Origin of the sequence: Burkholderia sp. AU17457 (genome assembly GCF_002223255.1) — a bacterium.
GTDB classification, from domain to species: domain Bacteria; phylum Pseudomonadota; class Gammaproteobacteria; order Burkholderiales; family Burkholderiaceae; genus Burkholderia; species Burkholderia sola.
In genome coordinates this window covers 791,628-812,832 of sequence record NZ_NKFB01000005.1, presented here as the reverse complement: position 1 = coordinate 812,832, position 21,205 = coordinate 791,628, and the positions used below count along the sequence as shown (strand labels likewise).

General features: G+C 66.9%; 19 protein-coding genes and 1 pseudogene. 11 read left to right on the top strand and 9 right to left on the bottom strand.

Features of this window, described 5'->3' with window-relative positions; all coding sequences use genetic code 11:
* Positions 1-10: 10 nt before the first annotated feature.
* From pgaB to CFB49_RS20910, 6 genes are all read left to right on the top strand, one after another.
* Positions 11-2,104 carry a poly-beta-1,6-N-acetyl-D-glucosamine N-deacetylase PgaB gene (gene pgaB, locus CFB49_RS20935; RefSeq protein WP_069618648.1) on the top strand — a complete coding sequence of 698 codons (2,094 nt, stop codon included), beginning with the start codon at positions 11-13 and terminating at the stop codon, positions 2,102-2,104.
* Positions 2,101-3,372, top strand: coding sequence for a poly-beta-1,6-N-acetyl-D-glucosamine synthase (gene pgaC / locus CFB49_RS20930; protein WP_069618312.1), 1,272 nt, complete (start codon positions 2,101-2,103; stop codon positions 3,370-3,372). The genes pgaB and pgaC overlap by 4 nt, the downstream gene beginning before the upstream one ends.
* Entirely contained in the window at positions 3,350-3,838 is a 489-nt protein-coding gene (locus tag CFB49_RS20925) for a Biofilm PGA synthesis auxiliary protein PgaD (RefSeq protein WP_069618313.1), read from the top strand. Before pgaC ends, CFB49_RS20925 begins: the two co-directional genes overlap by 23 nt.
* 119 nt (positions 3,839-3,957) lie before the next feature.
* Positions 3,958-5,781 carry a glutamine--fructose-6-phosphate transaminase (isomerizing) gene (gene glmS, locus CFB49_RS20920; RefSeq protein WP_089492205.1) on the top strand — a complete coding sequence of 608 codons (1,824 nt, stop codon included), beginning with the start codon at positions 3,958-3,960 and terminating at the stop codon, positions 5,779-5,781.
* Positions 5,778-7,043, top strand: coding sequence for a hypothetical protein (locus CFB49_RS20915; protein ID WP_089492204.1), 1,266 nt, complete (start codon positions 5,778-5,780; stop codon positions 7,041-7,043). The genes glmS and CFB49_RS20915 overlap by 4 nt, the downstream gene beginning before the upstream one ends.
* 276 nt (positions 7,044-7,319) lie before the next feature.
* Positions 7,320-8,156, top strand: coding sequence for a c-type cytochrome (locus CFB49_RS20910; protein ID WP_089492203.1), 837 nt, complete (start codon positions 7,320-7,322; stop codon positions 8,154-8,156).
* Between the two features lie 36 nt (positions 8,157-8,192).
* On the opposite strand, the gene CFB49_RS20905 is transcribed toward CFB49_RS20910, so the two are convergent.
* From CFB49_RS20905 to CFB49_RS20895, 3 genes are read right to left on the bottom strand one after another with little or no spacing between them, the layout of a single operon-like run.
* Positions 8,193-9,449, bottom strand: coding sequence for a Zn-dependent hydrolase (locus tag CFB49_RS20905; RefSeq protein ID WP_069618317.1), 1,257 nt, complete (start codon positions 9,447-9,449; stop codon positions 8,193-8,195).
* The gene (locus CFB49_RS20900) at positions 9,442-9,963 is read right to left on the bottom strand and encodes an L-2-amino-thiazoline-4-carboxylic acid hydrolase (RefSeq protein WP_089492202.1); all 522 of its coding nucleotides are present in this window, start codon (positions 9,961-9,963) and stop codon (positions 9,442-9,444) included. The genes CFB49_RS20905 and CFB49_RS20900 overlap by 8 nt, the downstream gene beginning before the upstream one ends.
* 30 nt (positions 9,964-9,993) lie before the next feature.
* A complete protein-coding gene (locus tag CFB49_RS20895) occupies positions 9,994-11,160 on the bottom strand; it encodes a branched-chain amino acid ABC transporter substrate-binding protein (RefSeq protein WP_089492201.1) in 1,167 nt (388 codons plus the stop codon).
* 178 nt (positions 11,161-11,338) lie between these two features.
* Here CFB49_RS20895 and CFB49_RS20890 point away from each other — a divergent pair, with 178 nt between their 5' ends.
* The 5 genes from CFB49_RS20890 to ahpF all read left to right on the top strand — a co-directional run bounded on the left by CFB49_RS20890 (position 11,339) and on the right by ahpF (position 15,418).
* Positions 11,339-12,235 (top strand): LysR substrate-binding domain-containing protein, encoded by an 897-nt coding sequence (locus CFB49_RS20890; protein ID WP_089492200.1) that lies wholly within the window; start codon positions 11,339-11,341, stop codon positions 12,233-12,235.
* Positions 12,236-12,325: 90 nt separating this feature from the next.
* Complete coding sequence (locus CFB49_RS20885) at positions 12,326-12,544, top strand: CopG family transcriptional regulator (RefSeq protein ID WP_069618321.1); 219 nt, start codon at positions 12,326-12,328, stop codon at positions 12,542-12,544.
* Positions 12,538-12,903: a type II toxin-antitoxin system VapC family toxin gene (locus CFB49_RS20880; protein ID WP_089492199.1), complete on the top strand. Its 366-nt coding sequence runs from the start codon at positions 12,538-12,540 to the stop codon at positions 12,901-12,903. Before CFB49_RS20885 ends, CFB49_RS20880 begins: the two co-directional genes overlap by 7 nt.
* 229 nt (positions 12,904-13,132) lie before the next feature.
* The gene (gene ahpC / locus CFB49_RS20875; protein ID WP_034179823.1) at positions 13,133-13,696 is read left to right on the top strand and encodes an alkyl hydroperoxide reductase subunit C; all 564 of its coding nucleotides are present in this window, start codon (positions 13,133-13,135) and stop codon (positions 13,694-13,696) included.
* Between the two features lie 123 nt (positions 13,697-13,819).
* On the top strand, positions 13,820-15,418 hold the full coding sequence (gene ahpF / locus CFB49_RS20870) for an alkyl hydroperoxide reductase subunit F (protein ID WP_069618323.1): 1,599 nt from the start codon (positions 13,820-13,822) through the stop codon (positions 15,416-15,418).
* Positions 15,419-15,513: 95 nt separating this feature from the next.
* Here the strand turns inward: ahpF and CFB49_RS20865 are convergent, their stop codons facing one another.
* The 6 genes and pseudogenes from CFB49_RS20865 to CFB49_RS20840 all read right to left on the bottom strand — a co-directional run.
* Positions 15,514-16,311, bottom strand: coding sequence for an extensin (locus CFB49_RS20865; RefSeq protein ID WP_089492198.1), 798 nt, complete (start codon positions 16,309-16,311; stop codon positions 15,514-15,516).
* A gap of 166 nt (positions 16,312-16,477) precedes the next feature.
* Positions 16,478-17,377, bottom strand: coding sequence for a lipid A hydroxylase LpxO (gene lpxO, locus CFB49_RS20860; protein ID WP_069618325.1), 900 nt, complete (start codon positions 17,375-17,377; stop codon positions 16,478-16,480).
* 208 nt (positions 17,378-17,585) lie between these two features.
* On the bottom strand, positions 17,586-18,140 hold the full coding sequence (locus CFB49_RS20855; RefSeq protein WP_089492197.1) for a carboxymuconolactone decarboxylase family protein: 555 nt from the start codon (positions 18,138-18,140) through the stop codon (positions 17,586-17,588).
* Positions 18,141-18,164: 24 nt separating this feature from the next.
* Positions 18,165-19,499, bottom strand: coding sequence for an aspartate aminotransferase family protein (locus tag CFB49_RS20850; RefSeq protein WP_089492196.1), 1,335 nt, complete (start codon positions 19,497-19,499; stop codon positions 18,165-18,167).
* A 15-nt stretch (positions 19,500-19,514) separates the two neighbouring features.
* Entirely contained in the window at positions 19,515-20,564 is a 1,050-nt protein-coding gene (locus CFB49_RS20845) for a C45 family autoproteolytic acyltransferase/hydolase (protein WP_089492195.1), read from the bottom strand.
* Positions 20,565-20,632: 68 nt separating this feature from the next.
* Positions 20,633-20,941: pseudogene (locus CFB49_RS20840) on the bottom strand (transporter substrate-binding domain-containing protein); the annotation flags it as partial.
* Positions 20,942-21,205: the final 264 nt, after the last annotated feature.

Below are 21,205 nucleotides of genomic sequence, written 5' to 3'. Positions count from 1 at the left end.
TCGGGCAATGCTGCAATCCAGACGGACCTTCATGTGCGGATGCCTCGGCACGTTTGCCGCCTGTTCGCTGTTCCCGGGCGTGACCGGCGCCAAGATGATCGATCTGCTGCCGCCGTCCGATCCGGCCGACGGCAAGACGTTTCGCGTGATCTGCATGCACGACGTGCGCGACAACCTGATGGCGTCGTTTTCGTCGCCGACGGCGGTGGTCGATCCGTTCGCGGTCGACACCGGCACGCTCACCGCGATCTTCTCGTGGTTGCAGACCAACAACTACCACACCATCACGGTCAAGCAGATCGAGGCGTCGCGGCACGGCGGCAAGCCGCTGCCGCCGCGCTCGGTGCTGCTCACGTTCGACGACGGCTTCCGCAGCCACTATACGAAAGTGCTGCCGCTGCTGGAGCGCTTCAAGTATCCGGCCGTGATGGGTCTCGTCACCGCATGGATCGACACCCCGCCGGATACGCCGATCCGCATCAGCGACAAGGTTCAGGTGCCGCGCGACTACTTCCTGTCGTGGGACGAGGTGAAGAAGCTCGGGCAGTCGGAATTCGTCGAGCTCGGCTGCCACACGCACAACCTCCATCACGGCGCGATCGCGAATCCGCAAGGCAACGAGTTGCCGGCGACCACGTCGCATCTCTACCTGCAAGACCAGAAACGCTATGAGACCGACGCCGAGTTCCACGCACGCGTGCACGACGACCTGCAGACGTGCGTACGGCAGATCCGCGAACGCACCGGCATCGTCGCACGCTCGATGGTGTGGCCGTACGGCGCGGAAAACCAGCCCGTGCGCCAGATCTCGACGTCGCTCGGCATGGACGTCCAGTTCAGCCTCGACGCCGGCCCGAATACGCCGGACGTGCCGCTCGACCGGCTGAGACGGATCCTGATGATGTACGACGTCGACATCGGCGGATTCGAACGCTCGATGCGCGAACCGGCGTCGAACCGCGGCGACGTCGACGTGCCCGAGCGCACCGTGCAGGTCGACCTCGACCAGGTCTACGATCCCGATCCCGCGCGGCAGGAAGCGAATCTCGGCAAGCTGATCGAGCGCATCTACCGGATGCAGCCGAAATCGGTGTACCTGCAGGCGTATGCGGACCCGAAGGGCACCGGCGTGGCCGAAGCGGTGTATTTCCCGAACCGGCACCTGCCGATGCGTTCCGACCTGTTCTCGCGCGCCGCATGGCAACTCAATACGCGCGCCAACGTGCAGGTGTACGCATGGATGCCGGTGCTCGCGTTCCGGCCGCCGGCCGACAAGCAGCGCGGCCTCGAGGCCGTGAGCGCGTTCGGCGGCGCGCCGGCCCGCGAGAACGGCACGCGCGTGTTCCGGCTGAGCCCGTTCGATCCCGATGCGCGGCTGATGATCCAGCAGATCTACGAGGATCTCAGCAAGCACGCGTCGTTCAGCGGCATCCTGTTCGGCGACGACGCGGCGCTCGACGATTACGAAGACGCGGGCCGGCATGCGCTGCGCACCTATTCGCAATGGGGGCTGCCGGCCGACGTCGGCAAGATCCGCGAGAACCCCGACCTGATGAAGCGCTGGACGCGCCAGAAGACGCGCCACCTGATCGACATGACCCGGCAGCTCGAGCAGATCGTGCTGGCCCACCAGAACGTCGGCGACGTGCTGACCGCGCGCAACATCTTCGCGATGCCGGTGCTCAAGCCCGAATCGGAGGCGTGGTATGCGCAGAACTACGACGATTTCCTCGCCGCCTACGACTACGTCGCGCTGATGGCGATGCCGTACATGGAGCAGGCGAAGGACCCGGAAGGCTGGCTGGACCAGCTCGTGAAGGCGGTGCGCACGAAGCAGCGCGGGCTGCAGCGCACCGTGTTCGAACTGCAGTCGTACGACTGGCACGCGCACAAGGACGTGCCCGCCAGCACGCTGCTCGCGCAGATGCGGCGGCTGCGCAGCGAGGGCGCCGTGAATTTCGGCTACTACCCCGACAACTTCCTGAACGGCCAGCCGGAGCTCGACGCGATGCGCGACGTGATGTCGCTGAAGTCGCGCCTCGACCCGACCTCGATCAACGCGCTGATGCAGATGCAGCACGCGCAGGGAACCAAGACGCCATGACCTCCCATAGCCTCATCCAGCGCCTGCAGGATTTCGTCTTCTACTATCCGTTCTTCATGTCGTATCTGTGGATGATCGGCGGCGTCGTGCACTACTTCCTGCTCGAGGAAGGCCGCGAGCTGTCGACGCGCACGATCGCGTCGAGCGGCATCCCGAAGGTCTCGATCGTCGTGCCCTGCTTCAACGAAGCCGCGAACGCGCGCAGCGTGATCGCCCATCTGAACGGGATGCAGTATCCGAACTACGACATCATCGCGGTCAACGACGGCAGCAAGGATCGCACCGGCGAGATCCTCAACGAGCTGGCCGTCGAGATCCCGCGGCTGCTCGTGATCCATCATGCGCGCAACGAAGGCAAGGCGGTCGGGCTCACGACCGCGGCCGCGGTATCCAACGCGGAGTACCTGCTGTGCATCGACGGCGACGCGCTGCTCGCGCACGATGCGATCGGCTGGATGCTCGAGCACTTCCTGACCGACCCGGGTGTCGGTGCGGTGACCGGCAACCCGCGCATCCGCACGCGCACGTCGCTGCTCGGCCGCATGCAGGTCGGCGAATTCTCGTCGATCGTCGGGCTGATCAAGCGCACGCAGCAGGTGTACGGCCGCATCTTCACGGTGTCGGGCGTGATCACGATGTTCCGCAAGACCGCGCTCGCCGACGTCGGCTACTGGAGCTCGGACATGCTGACCGAGGACATCGACATCAGCTGGAAACTGCAGTGCCGCGACTGGCGCGTCGTGTACGAGCCGCACGCGCTCAGCTGGATCCTGATGCCCGAGACGATCACGGGGCTCTACCGGCAGCGGCTGCGCTGGTCGAAGGGCGGCATCCAGGTACTGCTGAAGTACGCCGGCACGCTGATGCGGCCGACGCAGATGATGATGTGGCCGCTGTTCGCGGAGTACCTGATCGGCATCGCATGGGCGTACTCGATGTCGTTCATCCTGCTGCTCGCGCTGATCGACGTCGTCTACCCGCTTCCGCCGAACTGGCATGTGTCCGTGGTGCCGCACTGGCACGGGATGCTGCTGGTCGCGACCTGCATCCTGCAGCTGATCGTCGGCAGCATGATCGATCGTCGTTACGACGAAAAACTCCTGATGTACTTCCTTGACACCATCTGGTACCCCGTCGCGTTCTGGCTGATCAGCATGATCACCACCGTCGTCGCCCTGCCCGCCGTCGTACTGCGGGGCCGCGGCAAGCGCGCCGTTTGGGTCAGTCCCGACCGAGGCATTCAACATGAAGAACGCGCCGATTATTGACCTCTCCCTGCGCGCACCGCGCGACATGATCGCCGAACGCGGCAGCATCGTCGGGCCCGTGCTCGTCGCGTGGTTCCGTCTCGTGCGGCCCGCGCTGGTCGGGGGCGTATGGGCATCGATCTGCATCTACACGTATCGCTACCTGTTGCCGTTCAACGAGGCCGAGATGCCGATCGAACAGATCGTGTTCTACGTGACGAGCATCGCGCTGATCGCCGGCACGATCGTCATGTGGCTGATCGCGGGGCGCGTCGTGCATCCGTTCGCGTACCGGTTGCGCGTATCGAAGATGATGCGGCGCTCGGCCAGCGTGAAGGTGCGTTCGGTGCCACCGACCGCGTTCGCGAGCGAGCGCCGGCGCGGCGCGCGGCGCACGACGCGCATTCTCGTCGCGTCGCACGATGCGAACGGATCGATTTCGGGCATCGAATGGGTCGCCCATGCCGAGCCGCAGCCCCGCGAATAGCCGGCCGGAGACGTGCCGCGCCGGGCGCGACGCCTGCCGCGCGACGCGGCACCGCTTCTGACATCGCGCTGGCGCGCGTCGCGCGCCAGCCGGAAAACTTCATGGAGACGAGGTGAATCATGTGCGGAATCGTCGGAGCAAGCGGCCTGAACAATCAGGTGCCGCAACTGGTCAATGCGCTGAGCCGGCTCGAATATCGCGGCTACGATTCGTGCGGCATCGCCGTGCAGGGCGACGGCCGCCTGCGCAGCGAACGCACGCTGCGACGCGTGACGGACCTGCAGGATCGCGTGCTGACGCTCGGTCTCGAAGCACAGACCTGCATCGCGCATACGCGCTGGGCGACGCACGGCGCGCCGTCTGAAATGAATGCGCATCCGATCATGTCGGGCGACACGATCGCCGTCGTGCACAACGGGATCATCGAAAACCACGACACGCTGCGCGCCGAACTGAAGCAACGCGGCTACACGTTTCGCGGGCAGACCGACACCGAGGTCATCGCGCACCTGATCCACAGCCTCTATCGCGACGACCTGTTCGACGCGGTGGTGCGCGCCGTCAAGCGGCTGCACGGCGCATACGCGATCGCGGTACTCGGCGCGCGCGAGCCGCAGCGTCTCGTCGCCGCGCGCGCCGGCTCGCCGCTCGTGATCGGCATCGGCGCCGAGCAGAACTACCTCGCGTCCGACTGCGCGGCGCTCGGCGACCTGACCGACCGCTTCGTGTACCTGGAAGACGGCGACGTCGCGCTGATCACGCCGGAGCGCATCGCCGTGGTCGATGCGGGCGGGCAGGACGCACGGCGCCCGTTGTGCGAAGTGAAGGCGCGCGCGGACGACGCCGCGCTCGGCCCGTACCAGCACTTCATGCAGAAGGAAATCTTCGAGCAGCCGAAGGCGATCGACAGCACGCTCGCCGGCATCGACACGATCTCGCCGTCGCTGTTCGACGCGACGGAAAACACGCGCGCGCTGCTGTCGCGGGTGAAAAGCGTGTTGCTGCTCGGCTGCGGCACCAGCTACTACGCGGGCCTGACCGCGAAATACTGGCTCGAAAGCATCGCGGGCGTGCCCGCCCAGGTCGAGATCGCCAGCGAATTCCGCTACCGCGATACGGTGGCCGATCCGCGCACGCTCGTCGTCGGTATCTCGCAGTCGGGCGAAACGGCCGACACCATCGGCGCGATCGAACAGGCACGCGCGATGGGCCAGGAACTGTCGTTGGCGATCTGCAACGTCGCGACCAGCACGATCGCGCGCAACGCGCCGCTGCGGTTCCTGACGCGGGCCGGCATCGAGCTCGGCGTCGCATCGACCAAGGCATTCACCACGCAGCTCGTCGCGCTGTTCGTGCTGACGCTGACGCTCGCGCAGCTGCGCGGCCGGCTCGATGCCGCGCAAGTCGCGACGCACCTGAAGCAGTTGCGCGCGCTGCCGGACCGCATCGGCCACGCGCTCGCGCTCGAAACGCAGATCATGGGCTGGGCCGCGAAATTCGCGCGCACCGAGAATGCGCTGTTCCTCGGCCGCGGCATCCATTTCCCGATCGCGCTGGAAGGCGCGCTGAAGCTCAAGGAAGTGTCGTACATCCACGCGGAAGGTTATGCGGCCGGCGAGCTGAAGCACGGGCCGCTCGCGCTCGTCACGAGCGCGATGCCGGTCGTCACGATCGCGCCGGACGACCGCCTGTTCCAGAAGCTGAAGTCCAACATGGCCGAGGTGCGTGCGCGCGGCGGCCGGCTCTACGTGCTGGCCGGCAATCAGCTCGAGATCGACGCCGACCGCGACACGCACCTGATCCGCGTGCGCGAATCGGGCGATCTGCTGTCGCCGATCGTCAACGTGATCCCGCTGCAACTGCTCGCGTATCACGTCGGCTGCGCGCGCGGCGCCGACGTCGACAAGCCGCGCAACCTCGCGAAATCGGTGACCGTCGAATGAGGCGGCGAACGCGCCCGGTACAGGCGATCACGCGGCTGGCGGCGACCGTGCTCTGCGGCGCGGGCGGCATCGGCGCGGCGTCGCCGGCCCTCGCCGGCGCGCCGGCCGTGCATACGGTCACCGTGTCGAGCGCCCCGTCGTCGCGGGACACCGGCGACCCGCGGCGCTTCATGCACGGCATCGGCGTGGCCGATGCCGGCGACGGCAAACGCTGGGTATTCTTCAGCAGCTCGGGCATCGTGCCGCGCGGTGCGCTGCGTAGCGGCAACTGGCCGCATGACGTGTACGTCGGCGAATGGCTGCCCGACAAGCGGCGCGCGCTGCGCGTGCGCACGTTCATCAGCCGCCCCGAGGCGCAGGAGCCCGTGTCGATCGCGCAGAATGCGCGCGGCGACATCTTCGTCACGTTCGAGGACGGCTGGAACACGTCGCAGGAAGTCAGCCAGCGCTACGGCGTCTACCGCCGCGACCTGAAGCCGATCAAGCCCTATCCGAACGACGTCGAATCGGGCGGCCATTCGGGGCACGTCGCGACGGTCGGCGACCGCTTCGTCGTGTTCTATTCCGCCGACTGGGTCAACGGCGGCGGGGTCGACAACCTCGGCAGCGGCAACGGCGTCTACCTGAAAACCTACGACGCGGCCGGGCGCGTGCTGAACCATGTCGCGGTCGCGCCGCACCGCCGTGAATGGTGGCCCGTGATCGCGGGCTCGCCGCGCACTGCGCTGCTGGTGTGGCAAAAATTCATCGAAGGCAGCACGGACGCGACGCTCGAATACGCGATGTTCGACCCGGTCACCGCGAAGCTGGACACACTCGGATCGCTGAACGGCGCGATCCAGTACTACGTGTATTCGGCCGCCTATGTGCCGGAGATCGACCGTTTCGTCGTCGTCACGACGACGGCGGACGACCGCGGCGTCGCGATGCTGATCGCACCGGACGGCCGCCGCACGGCGACGCTCGATTGCCTGCCCGCGTCGGTGCGCGAATCGGACCTCGGTGTTTCCGGCACGCACGCGTACGTGCCGACCCGCGACGGCCGGCTGCTGACGCTCGCGCTCGCGCCGGCGGACATCGCGGTGAGCGGCGTGCAGCGCTCGCCGATTCCGTGGGGCTCGACCGGCGTCGCCGGCTTCCCGGCGCGCGGCACGGCGATGCATTTCGTGTCGCTGACGCCGTCGGGAATGCGCGAAGCCGATTTCGAACCGAAGCAGGACACGCCGCTGCCGAAGAACGAAGTAACGTGTTCCAATCATTGACGGCGGGCCGGTAACGCAATGTCGTCGTGAACACGGGCGGGCCGCACGTCGCACCGTACGCTTCGTCTTCCGCCGTCCGAACGGTGCGGCGGCAACACCTCGGCAACTCGGCAGTCGGGCCCGCTGTGGCGCGCCTGTCCGACCACAACTGCCGCGCCTTTCCCGTGCCGAATTCGCCAGCGCCGCCCGTACCGGATAGACTGTCGCCCGATTCCTTCCATCGGCCGCGGCGTCCCGCCTCCTGCCGCCGCCGGAACGCCCCTTCCCGGAGAACGAATGCTGAAGCGCCAGTGGTTTTCGCTCGTGCTGCTGACGGTTTGCCTGCTCGGGCAACCCGCGTCGGCCCAGTCCACGCTCGAACTCGACACCGACGGCACGGCCCGCGCCGTCAGCCGCCAGACGCTGCTCGCGCGCGCCGATGCGGCCGACATCCACGTGCCGCGCGACATCGCATACGGCCGGCCGATGACGTTCCGCGCGGTGCCGTTCGCCGCGCTGCTCGGCGACACGCCGCTGCCGGACGACGGTGTGCTCGAAACGCGCGCGGCCGACGGGTTCGCCGCGCAGCTGCCGCTCGATCTCGTGCGCCGGCGCGCGCCGGCCGGCGCGACCCCGTGGCTCGCGATCGAGGATCCGGCCCGTCCGTGGCCGAAGCTGCCCGGCAAGCAAGTCAGCGCGGGGCCGTTCTATCTCGTCTGGCTCGGGCCGGACGCGTCGTCGGTGCGCGGCGAGCAGTGGCCGTACCAGATCATGCGCATCACGATCGAATCGTCGCCGCTCGCACGCTGGCCGTCGCTCGCGGTCGATGCCGCATTGCCCGCGAACGATCCGGCCCGCGCGGGCCAGCGGCTGTTCGTCACGCAATGCCTCGCGTGTCATCGCATCGACGGCGCGGGGAGCAGCCACGCCGGCCCCGACCTGAACACGCCGATGAACCCGGTCGACTACTTCCAGCCCGCCGCGCTGCGCCGCTACATCCGCAACCCGGCGTCGGTGCGCGACTGGCCGGGCCGCAGCATGCCGGCGTTTCCGCCCGATCAGCTGAGCGACCGCGAACTCGACCAGATCGTCGCGTATCTCGCGTATAGGGCGCGGCGCAATGCAGCGAAGTAACGCGGGTGCTCCGCTGCCCGGCCGCGCGCGTCGCGCTTACGCTTCCTGTGCGCTCTGCAACACCGCGCGCAACAGCACGTCGGCGCCGGCCGTCGCCCATTCGGGGGTAATCGCTTCGGCCTCGTTGTGGCTCAGCCCGTCGACGCACGGCACGAAGATCATGCCGGTCGGCGCGACCCGCGCGACATAGCATGCGTCATGGCCCGCGCCGGATACGATGTCCATGTGCGACAACCCGAGCGAGCGCGCCGCGTCACGCACCGTGTCGATGCAGCGCGGCGCGAACGGCACCGGCGCATACGTGAAGATCTGCTCGACCTGCGCGCCGAGGCCGGCTTCGTCGGCCACGCGCGCGAGTTCCGCGCGCAGCGCCGCGTCCAGTTCGTCGAGTACCGCATCGTCGGGGTGACGGAATTCGACCGTGAAGAAGCAGCCGCCCGGCACCGTGTTGCGCGAATTCGGCCGGGCCTCGATCATCCCGACCGTTGCGCGCGCATCCGGTGCGTAACGGCGGCCGAGCACGTCGATGAACGAGATCATCCGCGCCGCGCCGACCAGCGCGTCGCGACGGAACGCCATCGGTGTCGTACCGGCGTGCGCGTCGACCCCGGCGAGCGTCACCTCGTACCAGCGCTGGCCCTGCCCGGCGGTCACGACGCCGATCGTCTTGCCGGCCCGCTCGAGAATCGCGCCCTGCTCGATGTGCAGTTCATACGCCGCGTGCACCGGATAGCCGCCGACCGGCTCCGTGCCCGCGTAGCCGATCCGCTCGAGCTCCTCGCCAATCGTCCGGCCCGCGCCGTCGGTGCGCGACAGCCCGTATTCGAGCGTATAGACGCCCGAGAACACGCCGGCCGACACCATCGCCGGCGCGAAGCGCGAACCTTCCTCGTTGGTCCAGATCACGACGTCGATCGGGCGCTCGGTCTCGATGCCCGCGTCGTTCAGCGCGCGCACGACTTCGAGCCCGCCGAGCACGCCGTAGATGCCGTCGTAGCGGCCGCCGGTCGGCTGCGAATCGGCGTGCGAGCCCGTCATGACCGGTGCGGCGTCGGGACGGCGACCCGCGCGGCGCGCGAACACGTTGCCCATCCGATCGATGCGCACCGTGCAGCCGGCGTCGCGCGCCCACTGCACGAACAGGTCGCGCGACTCGCGGTCGAGATCGGTCAGCGCGAGGCGGCACACGCCGCCCTTCGGCGTCGCGCCGATCTGCGCCATCCGCTCGAGCGACGCCCACAGGCGGTCGCCGTCGACGCGCGGCACGCTCGCGGTATCGGTAGCGTCACGCATCGCCGTTCTCCGGCGCGCCGTGCAGCGCATAGCGGAAATCGCAGCGCTCGCCGCCCTGCATGATCGTGCTCGTGCGCGTGAGCGCGATGTCCGGCGCATAGCCCTGGATGAAATAGCTGTCGCGCGCGCAACTCAGCAGGTGCCCGATCTCGCCGAGCCCCATCGCGTGATACATCTCCGCATAGCGGCAGCGATGCACGTCGTAGTCGTAGTGCGCGTCGTCCGCGCGCCGCACCTCGACGTCGAGCGCATCGTCCTTCTCCCACAGCACCTGCAGCGCGATGAACGACTTCACGCTCGTGCCGTCCGGCTCCTGCGCGGCGAACGTACGGCCCGCGTCGACGGCCGCGCCGCGCACGGCTTCCGCGATCACGGCCTGCGCGCGCTCGATGCCGAACTCGCGCTTCATGATCTCGTAGATCGGCTTGATGATTTCCGCCTCGATGCGGCGCCGCGCGAGGATTCCGAGGCGCGTGTCCTCGGGTGCGGCGGATGTCGGGTTCGCTTCTGTCATGGGAATCGTCTTGGTTTTGTCGTTTTGGCGTTACTTGGCCGCGGTGCGCGAGCCGCCGAGCACGTCGACGACGGCCCACTTGCCGCCGCGCACCTGGTAGATCGTGAAAGCCGGGTCCTTCAGGTTGCCTTCGGCGTCGAACGCGATGCGCCCGGTCACGCCGGGCCGGTCGATCGCACGAACGGCCGCGACGAGCTTCGCCGGCTGAGTCGTGCCGGCCTTCTGCGCGGCCGCGATCAGCGTGGCGGCCGCGTCGTACGCGAACGGCGCATGCAGTTCGATCGGCGCGTGAAAGCGAGCCTGGTATTGCGTGTCGAACGCGTTGCCGCCCGGCATCCGGTCGAGCGGCAGGCCCGGCTCGAGCGCCGTCACTCCGTCGCCGTCCTTGCCCGCGAGCGACAGGAAGGTCTGGCTCACGAAGCCGCCCGCACCGAGCAGCGGCGCGTTCACGCCGAGCTGGCGCATCCGGCGCGCGATCGGCGCGGCCTGCGCGTCGAGGCCGCCGAAGAACACGAGATCCGCGCGCTTGCCCTTGATCGCGGTCAGCACGCCGCTGAAGTCGGTGGTCTTGTCGTTCACGTATTGGCGATCGACGATCGCGCCGCCGTTCGCCCGCACGCCCTGGATGAACTGGTCGGCCAGCCCCGCGCCGAACGACGTGCGATCGTCGATCACCGCGATGCGCTTCGCCTTCAGCGTCTTCACCGCGTACGCACCGGTGAAGTGGCCGCCCGCATCGTCGTGACCCATGATGCGAAAGGCCGTCGCGTAGCCCTGCTGCGTGTATTGATGGCCGGTGGACGCCGGCGCGATTTGCGGGATGCCCGCATCGCGGTACACGCGCGACGCCGGCACGCTGCAGCCCGTGTTCCAGTGACCGACGACGCCGATCACGTGCTGGTCGACGAGTTGCTGCGCGACCGCGACGGCCGTACGCGGGTCGGACTGGTCGTCGGCCGCGACGAGCTTGTAGACGACCGGCTTGCCGCCGATGGTCGGATGCTTCGCGTTCGCGTCGTCGATCGCGAGTTGCGCGCCGTTCTGCAGATCCTTGCCGATCCGCGCGGACGGGCCGGTGAGCGGCGCGGCGAGACCGATCAGGACGGTCTGCGGCGCGGACTGCGCGAACGCGGGAACGGTGGCGACCAGGGCGGCCGCCGAGAAGGCGAGGCTGACGGAGAGGAAAGCGATTTTCATGTGCGGGGATCGGTCGGCTGGATCTAAAACATGAAAAATATTAAATATTCAACATCCCAACCCCAAATATCCAATTGTTGGATGCTTATACCGTTCTCGACACATTAACGTATCTACATGTAAATACGAAATATTTTTGTTCTGTCGCTTACCCTGACTTTTCGATAAAATTCGATACATGAAAAATATCGAACAATTGCCGCACGATCCGCCGCTGCGCGCGGTGCGTGCGTTCGAAGCGTTTGCGCGTCTCGGGTCGGTCACCGCGGCGGCCGGCGAATTGGACATCACGCCGTCGGCGGTCAGCCATCAGCTGCAACTGCTCGAGACGTTCATCCAGACACCGCTGACGGTACGCGAAGGCCGGCTGCTCGCGCTCACCGACGAGGGACGCGACTACTACCGCTCGATCAGCGCGGCGTTCTCGGTGTTGCGCAGCGCGACGCGCTTCGTGCGCGACCGTTCGTCGCTGCGCCAGATCACCGTCAGCCTCATTCCGCTGCTCGGCATCGGCTGGTTCATTCCGCGGCTGCACGCGTTCCTCGCCGACAACACCGATGTCGACGTCACGGTGCTGTACGCGCACCACCGCAACTACCGAAGCGATGCGTCGGATCTGTCGATCCGCTTCGGCACCGGCGACTGGCCCGGCTATCGCTGCGAGCGGCTGCTGCCGGGCGCGATGGTGCCGATGTGCAGCCCGTCGTTCCTGAAGCGTCACGGGCCGTTCCGCACGCCGGCCGATCTCGCGCGCGCGCCGCTCGTGCACGACGAGGATCGCAGCACGTGGGTGAACTGGCTGCACGGCGCCGGCGTGCGGCACGTGTCGCACGCGGTGGGGCCGATGTTCGAGGACGGCCAGCTCACGCTGAGCGCCGCCCGCGCGGATCTCGGCGCCGCGTTGCTGCGCGCGCCGCTGGTCCAGCGCGAACTGGCGAACGGCGAGCTCGTGCAACTGTTCGATCACGCGCTCGACGACGGGCGCGACTACTACCTGTGCACGCGCGAGGACGCGGACATGCCGGACGGGGCGCGGCGGCTGGCGGCGTGGTTGCGGAAGATGGCGGGGATTTGAGCGGGCCCCATAGACGCGTCGTCCTGCCGGGAGCCTTGCGTGCTTTCAACTTGGCATATATGATATGCATATCATATATCGGAGGTTGCCATGAGCCGGATTCTGGTCGATCTGTCGGATGGCCAACTCGACGAGTTGGCCGTCATCGTCGAGACTCAACACCGTCCCCGCGCCGCCATCATTCGCGACGCGATCGACGCCTACATTGCCCTGAACAAGCACCGGCTTGCCGACGACGTCTTCGGTCTCTGGAAAGATCGCACGATCGATGGCCTCGCCTATCAAGAGGAATTGCGCTCGGAATGGTAAAAGCCCTTTTCGACACCAACATCCTGATCGATTATCTGGGCGGCGTGGAATCCGCCCGTGCGGAGCTAGGCCGCTACGACTATCGTGCAATCAGCATGATCTCGTGGATGGAAGTCCTCGTCGGCACGTCCGCTAATGACGAGGCACCCATTCGTGCATGGCTCTCGTCGTTCGATGTCATCGCACTCGACAGCACGGTTGCGAATCGCGCCGTGACGATTCGCAAGGACCGCCGCATACGCCTGCGCGACGCGATCGTGTGGGCATCGGCGCAAGTGAACGGTCTGCTGCTCGTATCGCGCAACACGAAGGACTTTCCCCCCTCCGAACCCGGCGTTCGCGTGCCGTATCAGATCTAAGCCGGCGTACGCGAGCGCATACGCCTTCCCAGCACATCCCCCCGACCCGCGCTCATGCCAAGCGGGCGCCACCCACGTCAACGTCCTCCTCCCCGCCCCCGCCAATCAAGGGACGGAAGCAGATAGAAAATCCCGATGCCGCGGATTGAAACAAGCAATTTCACAAGTTCAGGGTGAACCCGGATACTGGCAACACTCCACTCACCACTGACGAAAAGGAATTGCCCAGATGCCGATCATCAACACCCAAATCAAGCCGTTCAAGGCAACCGCTTACCACAACGGCGAATTCGTGCCCGTCTCGGAAGAGAACTTCAAGGGCAAGTGGTCCGTCGTCGTGTTCTACCCGGCCGACTTCACGTTCGTCTGCCCGACCGAACTGGGCGACCTCGCCGACCGTTACGCGGAATTCCAGAAGCTGGGTGTCGAAATCTACGGCGTGTCGACCGACACGCACTTCACGCACAAGGCATGGCACGACACGTCGGACACGATCGGCAAGATCAAGTACCCGATGATCGGCGACCCGACGCTCACGCTGTCGCGCAACTTCGACGTGCTGATCGAGGAAGAAGGGATGGCGCTGCGCGGCACGTTCGTGATCAATCCGGAAGGCGAGATCAAGCTGTGCGAAATCCACGACAACGGCATCGGCCGCGACGCAGGCGAACTGCTGCGCAAGGTCCAGGCGGCGCAGTACATCGCCGCTCACCCGGGTGAAGTGTGCCCGGCCAAGTGGACGCCGGGTGCGGAAACGCTGACCCCGTCGCTCGACCTGATCGGCAAGATCTAAGGGGCGCAGCGCGCCTCGCACGGGGCGCGTGACACGCATCGCCACGGGCCGCCTCGCGCGGCCCGTGCCCTCCTCCGGCACGACGTGCCCGACCAGAATGATCAATACGGAATCCGAAACGCCATGCTCGACGCCAATCTCAAGAACCAACTCAAAGCGTACCTCGAAAAGATCACGCGCCCGATCGAACTCGTCGCCTCGCTCGACGACAGCGCGAAATCGCAGGAACTGCTGGCGCTGCTGACCGAGATTGCGTCGCTGACGGATCGCGTGACCGTGGCCGAACGCCGCGACGACGCCGAGCGCAAGCCGTCGTTCTCGATCGGCGAGCCCGGCAAGCCGGCCGGCATCCGTTTCGCCGGCATTCCGATGGGCCATGAATTCACGTCGCTCGTGCTCGCGCTGCTGCAGACGGGCGGCCATCCGATCAAGCTCGACGACGACGTGATCGAACAAATTCGCGCGCTCGACGGCGACTACGCGTTCGAAACGTATTTCTCGCTGTCGTGCCAGAACTGCCCGGAAGTCGTGCAGGCGCTGAACGTGATGTCGCTGATCAACCCGCGCATCCGCCACGTCGCGATCGACGGCGCACTGTTCCAGGATGAAGTCGAGTCGCGCCAGATCATGGCCGTGCCGACGATGTTCCTGAACGGCGCATCGTTCGGCCAGGGCCGCAGCAGCGTGAAGGAAATCCTCGCGAAGCTCGACACGGGCGCGAGCGAACGCGCGGCGAAGTCGCTCGAAAACAAGCCGGTGTTCGACACGCTGATCGTCGGCGGCGGCCCGGCAGGCGCCGCCGCGGCGATCTACTCGGCACGCAAGGGCATCGCGACGGGCGTCGTGGCCGAGCGTTTCGGCGGCCAGGTGCTGGACACGATGGCGATCGAGAACTTCGTGTCGGTACAGGAAACCGAAGGGCCGAAGTTCGCGACCGCACTCGAACAGCACGTGAAGCAGTACGACGTCGACATCATGGACGTGCAGCGCGCCGACGCGCTGATTCCGGGCGACGTGCACCAGATCCGCCTCGCGAACGGCGCGGTGCTGAAGGCGAAGACGATCGTCCTCGCGACCGGCGCACGCTGGCGCGAAATCAACGTGCCGGGCGAGCGCGAATACCGCAACCGCGGGGTTGCGTACTGCCCCCACTGCGACGGTCCGCTGTTCAAGGGCAAGCGCGTCGCGGTGGTCGGCGGCGGCAACTCGGGCGTCGAGGCCGCGATCGACCTCGCCGGCATCGTGAAGGAAGTCACGCTGATCGAATTCGGCGCGCAACTGCGCGCGGACGAAGTGCTGCAGCGCAAGCTGCGCAGCCTGCCGAACGTGACGATCGTCACGCAGGCGCAGACGACCGAGCTGACCGGCGACGGCAGCAAGCTGAACGGGCTCGTGTACAAGGATCTGCGCTCGGGCGACACGCAGCGTATCGAGCTCGAAGGCGTGTTCGTGCAGATCGGCCTCGTGCCGAACACCGAATGGCTGAAAGGCACGGTCGAACTGTCGAAGCATGGCGAGATCGTCGTCGATGCGCGCGGTGCGACGTCGGTGCCGGGCGTGTTCGCGGCCGGCGACGTGACGACGGTGCCGTTCAAGCAGATCGTGATCGCGGTCGGCGAAGGCGCGAAGGCGTCGCTCGGCGCATTCGACCACCTGATCCGGCAAGACGTGGCGCCGGTGGCAACCGCTCAATCGCAAGCCGAGGAAGCGGTCGCAGCCTGACGGACGTCAGCCCGACGACATCAAGGTTTGTCTCTCTTGGCCCCGCATGCTTTGGTCGGCGTGCGGGGCGCTTTTTATGCCGAAGGCGTTCGCGGTTACTTGGTCGCGCCCGGGCTGCCGTCCGCCGGCGCAGGCGCCGTCGACTTGAAACTGCTCGATTGCCTGACCAGCTGCTCGGTCATCGCGGCCGCCACCGGATTCGCGCCGGACGACCCACTTCCGTGCCGGTACGAACCGGTGCTCGCCGGCATCGCAGAAATCGACGACATCGACGGCGGCGGCAACGACGGGTCGAGCTTCGCCGATTCCCTGACGAGCGCGGCGGTCTCCGGCGTTTCGGATTTCGTCGCGGCCGGCGGCGCGGCGGCGGCGTGGCGTTCGAGGCCGTCGCGCTTGCGCGGCGCGCGTTGCGTGACTTGCGCGGGCGGAGCCGACTGAGTGGGTTTCGCGGTCGGGGCTGGTGCCGGCGGGTTCGAATCCTGCGCATCCACCGTCACGACATTGACCTTCGGCGGCGGCGCAGCCGGCTTCGTCACGCGTTGCGGCTTGTCGCTGACGACTGGAATCGCCGGAGCCGGCGCAGGCGCGGCGACGACGCGCGCGGTTGCGGCCGGCGCGGGTGTTGGTGCGGCTGGTGCTGTTGGTGCGGCGGGAGGCGGCGCGGTAGCCGCCTGTTTCGGTGCTGTCGCAGCAGCCGGTGCCGGCGGCGCGATCGCGCCCTGCACCGCATGATCGTTGCTCGCCGGCGCCGCGGCAACAGGCGCGGCCGAATCGCCGATGCCGGCGTCTTCGATCGCGCGGTGGTCCGCGCGCAGGAGCATCACGTACGCGGTGCCGGCCGCGGCGACCAGGAGCCCGCCGGCGATCATCATGGTTTTACGGGTACTCGTCATGCTTGCTCACCGACATATCGACGTGAACAAGCCATCATACGCGGCCAATCCGCGTTGATCTCGCACGAATACATTTGGTTGCATTGTTGACGGCGCCAGGCCGTCGACGCCGTGCGACGCCGCGCCGCGCTATCGTCAGACGAGAAGGAGCGCCCTCCCTCGCCGGTCAGATGCAGAAGATCGCGACCGCGATCCCGCCGAACAGCAGCCACTTGACGATGTAGTACACGGTGCGATTCCACGCCTTCAGCCGCTTGCCGGCGCGGCGAATCGCATACAGGTACCGGAACGCGCGATTGAGCCCGCCCGTGCGATCGCCCGTTTCGTTCGGCGATGCGGCCGCGCGCATCAGCAGTTGCCCGACCGCATCGTTGACGCGTTGCGCCCAGCGATATTTCATCGGGCGCGCGACGTCGCAGAACAGGATCACGCGATCGTGCACGGTGCGGTTTTCGGCCCAGTGCAGGTACGTCTCGTCGAACATCACGGCGTCGCCGTCGCGCCACGCATACGACTCGCCGTCGACGACGATCCGGCACGCATCGTCGTTCGGCGTATCGAGGCCGAGGTGGTAGCGCAGCGAGCCCGCATACGGATCGCGATGCAGCCCGAGCTTCCCGCCCGGCGGCAACTGCGCGAACATGGCCGCCTTGATCGACGGAATCCGCGACAGGATCTCGACCGAGCGCGGACATAACGCCTGCGCGGACGGATGCGGCGCGTCGTACCACTTCAGGTAGAAACGCTTCCAGCCGTGGCGAAAGAACGAATTGAAGCCGATGTCGTTGTACTCCCCCGACGCCTTGATCCGGCTCGCGTCGCGCAACGCGAGCGCTTCGCGGCGAAACGTGCGCCATTCGCGCTGCAGCACCGCGAGCTCCGGAAAATGATCGGTGTCGAGAAACGGCGTAGTCGGCACCGACGAGAACGCGTACGAAAAGCAGTTCAGCGGTGCGGTAAAGGTCGAGTGGTCGGATAGTTGCCTGAACAACCGGTGCCGCACCTTGCCGCGCCGATGCGTGTACACGACACACGCAATGAACACGATCAACAGGACCCAGCGCATCGATATTTCCCCCGTAAGCCGTTTGCCGGAATTCTAGATACGGGAAAAATTTCTTGCTCTGACGGTGAGGTCGTGTGGTGTATACCTCACAGCGCGGCGCGATGGCCGATCGATCCGTGCCGAAACGCAGAAAAGCCCGTGTATCCGGGCTTTTCCACGCAATCCGCATGCGGGCGCGGCAGGCTACCGACGCACGCGCCTGCGGTGATTATTCCGGAAACGGCAAAGCAGTTTGTCCGTCTGCGCGCATATCGAACGTGTTGAGCGTCATCGCGACGAGCGCGTAATAGCCGAGCAGCGCAACCAGATTCACCACGGTCTCGTGGCCGAAGCGCGCCCGCGCACGTGCGAACGTCGCATCGCTCACGCGGCGCGTATCGTACAGCTCGGTGGCGAACGCATGGATCAGCGCGTCGTCGTCCGATTCGAATGCGGGCGCGGCGCCAAGCCGGATCGCGTCGGCCGTCGCGGCCGGCACGCCGGCCTCGAGCGCGATCGGATGATGGATGTGCCACTCGGCCTGCGAGCGCCAGCGTGCGGCCGTCACGAGAATCGCGAGCTCCGACAGGCGCAGCGGCAGCCCCGTGCGATAGCGGCAGAACGCGCCGAGCTTCTGCGCATGCTGGGCCAGCTCGGGGCTCGCGATCCAGCCGAGAAACGGCCCGTTCAGATTGCCGCGCGGGCCGCTGAGAATATCGGCGAGCACGGCCTTCTGTTCGTCGGTGGCCGACGCGGGATCGAAAGGAGGCAGTCGGTCTGTCATGGTGAGGAATCGGTGAGGTCGGGTTCACGCGCCGGCCGACGCGAGCGCCGCGCCGATCGCGCCGGACAGCCGCTCGACGATCGTGTCGATCTGCTGCGCGGTGCACACGAACGGCGGCGCGATCAGGATGTGATCGCCGTGCACGCCGTCGATCGTACCGCCCATCGGATACACCATCAACCCGCGCTGCATCGCTTCGCGCTTGACCGCCGCATGCAGCTTCAGCGCGGGTTCGAACGTCGCCTTGGTGTCGCGATCGCGCACGAGTTCGACGCCGACGAACAGCCCGCGGCCGCGCACGTCGCCGACATGCGGATGCGCGCCGTAGTGCTCGCGCAACGACGCACGCAGTTGCTCGCCGCGCGCCTTCACGTTGTCGAGCAGCTTGTCTTCCGCAATCACGCGCTGCACTTCGAGCGCGGCCGCGCACGCGGTCGCGTGGCCGAGGTACGTGTGCCCGTGCTGGAAGAAGCCGGAGCCGTCGACGATCGTGCGATAGATGCGGTCGCTGACGAGCGTCGCCCCGATCGGCTGGTAGCCCGCGCCGAGCCCCTTCGCGATCGTCAGCAGATCGGGCGCGACGCCGTCTTCGTCGCATGCATACAGGTAACCCGTGCGCCCCATCCCCGACATGATCTCGTCGAGGATCAGCAGCACGCCGTACTTGTCGCATACCGCGCGAATCTTCTTCAGGTACGTGCGCACCGGCGGCACCGCGCCGGCCGTCGCGCCGACCACCGTTTCCGCGACGAACGCCGCGACGTTTTCCGCGCCGAGTTCGACGATCTTCCGTTCGAGCTCGTCGGCCAGACGCTGCGCGTACGCTTCGTCGGTTTCGCCCGCCTGCTGGTCGCGGTACGCATAGCACGGGCTCACGTGGTGCGCTTCAATCAGCAGCGGCAGGAACGGCTCGCGCCGCCATGCGTTGCCGCCGATCGCGAGCGCGCCGAGCGTATTGCCGTGATAGCTCTGGCGCCGGGCGATGAAATGGCGGCGCTGCGGCTCGCCCTTCTCGACGAAATACTGGCGTGCGAGCTTCAGCGCGGCCTCGATCGCCTCGGAACCGCCCGACACGAAATACACGTGGTCGAGCCCGGCCGGCGCGCCGTCGACGAGCCGGTCGGCCAGCTCCTCCGCCACGTCGGTCGTGAAGAACGACGTATGCGCGTAAGGCAATTGCTCCGCCTGCCGCTTGATCGCGTCGATCACGCGCTGGTTGCTGTGGCCGAGACACGATACGGCCGCGCCGCCGCACGCGTCGATGTAGCGTTTACCGGTCGAATCGATGATCTCGATGCCGTCGCCTGCGACGGCAACGGGCAAGGTGGCGCGCGGGGCGCGATGGAAAACGGTCGTCATGCGTGGCCTCATGGATCAGGACGCGCTGGATGCGTGTCCGGACGGCACGATGCGCGTCGTGAAGCGCTGCGCGCCGTGTTGATGGACGGTGAAGTCGATCGCGGTGTCATGAATCGCGAACACCGCGGTCGCCAGTGTGTTCTCGTCGTCGGGATCGGCCGGATCGTCGCGGTAGATCGGCAGCCCTTCCGGCGCCCGATCGCCGAGCACGCGCAACAGCGCGGCTTCGTCGATCGTGTCGATGCCGGGTGTCAACGCGTCGACGCGGCGCTGGCGGTCAACCGACGACTGCGTGACGATCTGCGCGTCCGCGTCGCACCCCGGATGCACGAGATGGTTCGCGTGGCCGGTGAGGCGCGTGACATCGACGATCGAACAGCGTGCGACGCTCGCCTCGATGCTCAACAGTCGCGCATCGCCGGTCGCACCGATCGTGTGATGAAAGCCGCTCGCGCGCGCATGCGATCGCAGCACGTTGGCCGCCGCGTCGAGCGACGTCGCGTCGAGCACCGCACGCGCGAGGATCATGCGCGGCACGCCCGGCGCCGGCGTGTGGATCCGCAGGTTGTTGATCGCCTGCGCGATGCCCGCGCGGTTCGCGGCGAACGTATGGCCCGGCAGCGAGCCGGGGTAGTAGAAACTGATGAAGCCCGGCTTGCCCGCCGGCTGCACGTCGACGAGCAGGCAGCGTTCGCGCAGGTACGGATCACCGTCCTCGTTGTGCGCGATCCAGCGCGTGCCGTTCGCCTCGCGCGCGGCGAGCGTCGTGCAACCATCTGGCGCGTCGTGAATCAGTTCGCCGCGGCAATTCCACAGGAAGATGTCGTCGGCATGCCAATCGACGCCCGCCGCGATCCCGTCCAGTTCCGCGACGAGATCGGGGTACGCGGCGAGCGCGGCCTGCCGCAGCGCATCGACGAACGGATGGCCGCGCCAGCGGCGCACGGCCTGCCATGCACTGCTCTGCTGCATGTACGTATCGAATACCGGGCGGGCAAGCTCGCCCAGGCGCACGCCGATGTCGAACGGCGTGCCGGCGATGACGGGGGAAAGGGAAAGCGGCATGTCGGAGGGTTCGGTTCCGTTCAGGACACGTGTTTCAGGAATTCCTTCAGGCGCGGCGTCGGCGGCCGGTCGATCAGCTCGACCGGATGGCCCTTGATCGTCATCCCGGACAACGCGACGTCGATGTTCTGCGTCTGCAGCGCCGGGATCAGGCCCGCGAAATCCATCGGCTGGATCGTGTATTTCCAGCCCTGGTCCTTCGCGATCTCGGCCCACAGATCGAGATCGAAGCCGACGTACTTGTCGCCCTGCTTGAACTCGAACGGCATGAACGACGTATCGGTCCCGACGACGAGCGTCTTGGTGTCCGCGTGCGCGAGGCTGGCGCCGAGCGCGGCGACGACCGCGACGGCTTTCAGGAAGGAACGGCGACTCATGGTTTCTCTCCGCATGATTGAGCGATGTAACCGGCCAACGGGCCGGCGGAACGACGACATCAAGCCGCACCGCAACATGCGATGTTGAATTAGACCTTAACGCAACAAGTGTTGTCAATGGCGATACTACGACAACAAAAAAGTCCGCAACAAAAAAATGCGTCGAGACAGGCCCGGGCCGCGCGGTGCGGATAGATCGGAGGAATGCCGGAAAATGGCGGAGCAGAACGCCCCGCGCGAGCGTGGCGCGCCGGTGGATGGCGG

Bases quoted from the DNA above. Each gene is read 5' to 3' on its own strand.
- CFB49_RS20855 (WP_089492197.1), bottom strand. From the start codon at position 18,140: ATGACAGACCGACTGCCTCCTTTCGATCCCGCGTCGGCCACCGACGAA.
- glmS (WP_089492205.1), top strand. From the start codon at position 3,958: ATGTGCGGAATCGTCGGAGCAAGCGGCCTGAACAATCAGGTGCCGCAA.
- CFB49_RS20880 (WP_089492199.1), top strand. From the start codon at position 12,538: ATGGTAAAAGCCCTTTTCGACACCAACATCCTGATCGATTATCTGGGC.
- CFB49_RS20865 (WP_089492198.1), bottom strand. From the start codon at position 16,311: ATGACGAGTACCCGTAAAACCATGATGATCGCCGGCGGGCTCCTGGTC.
- lpxO (WP_069618325.1), bottom strand. From the start codon at position 17,377: ATGCGCTGGGTCCTGTTGATCGTGTTCATTGCGTGTGTCGTGTACACG.
- CFB49_RS20890 (WP_089492200.1), top strand. From the start codon at position 11,339: ATGAAAAATATCGAACAATTGCCGCACGATCCGCCGCTGCGCGCGGTG.
- CFB49_RS20905 (WP_069618317.1), bottom strand. From the start codon at position 9,449: ATGCGTGACGCTACCGATACCGCGAGCGTGCCGCGCGTCGACGGCGAC.
- CFB49_RS20895 (WP_089492201.1), bottom strand. From the start codon at position 11,160: ATGAAAATCGCTTTCCTCTCCGTCAGCCTCGCCTTCTCGGCGGCCGCC.
- ahpF (WP_069618323.1), top strand. From the start codon at position 13,820: ATGCTCGACGCCAATCTCAAGAACCAACTCAAAGCGTACCTCGAAAAG.
- CFB49_RS20900 (WP_089492202.1), bottom strand. From the start codon at position 9,963: ATGACAGAAGCGAACCCGACATCCGCCGCACCCGAGGACACGCGCCTC.
- CFB49_RS20885 (WP_069618321.1), top strand. From the start codon at position 12,326: ATGAGCCGGATTCTGGTCGATCTGTCGGATGGCCAACTCGACGAGTTG.
- ahpC (WP_034179823.1), top strand. From the start codon at position 13,133: ATGCCGATCATCAACACCCAAATCAAGCCGTTCAAGGCAACCGCTTAC.
- CFB49_RS20910 (WP_089492203.1), top strand. From the start codon at position 7,320: ATGCTGAAGCGCCAGTGGTTTTCGCTCGTGCTGCTGACGGTTTGCCTG.
- CFB49_RS20845 (WP_089492195.1), bottom strand. From the start codon at position 20,564: ATGCCGCTTTCCCTTTCCCCCGTCATCGCCGGCACGCCGTTCGACATC.
- CFB49_RS20850 (WP_089492196.1), bottom strand. From the start codon at position 19,499: ATGACGACCGTTTTCCATCGCGCCCCGCGCGCCACCTTGCCCGTTGCC.
- pgaC (WP_069618312.1), top strand. From the start codon at position 2,101: ATGACCTCCCATAGCCTCATCCAGCGCCTGCAGGATTTCGTCTTCTAC.
- CFB49_RS20915 (WP_089492204.1), top strand. From the start codon at position 5,778: ATGAGGCGGCGAACGCGCCCGGTACAGGCGATCACGCGGCTGGCGGCG.
- CFB49_RS20925 (WP_069618313.1), top strand. From the start codon at position 3,350: ATGAAGAACGCGCCGATTATTGACCTCTCCCTGCGCGCACCGCGCGAC.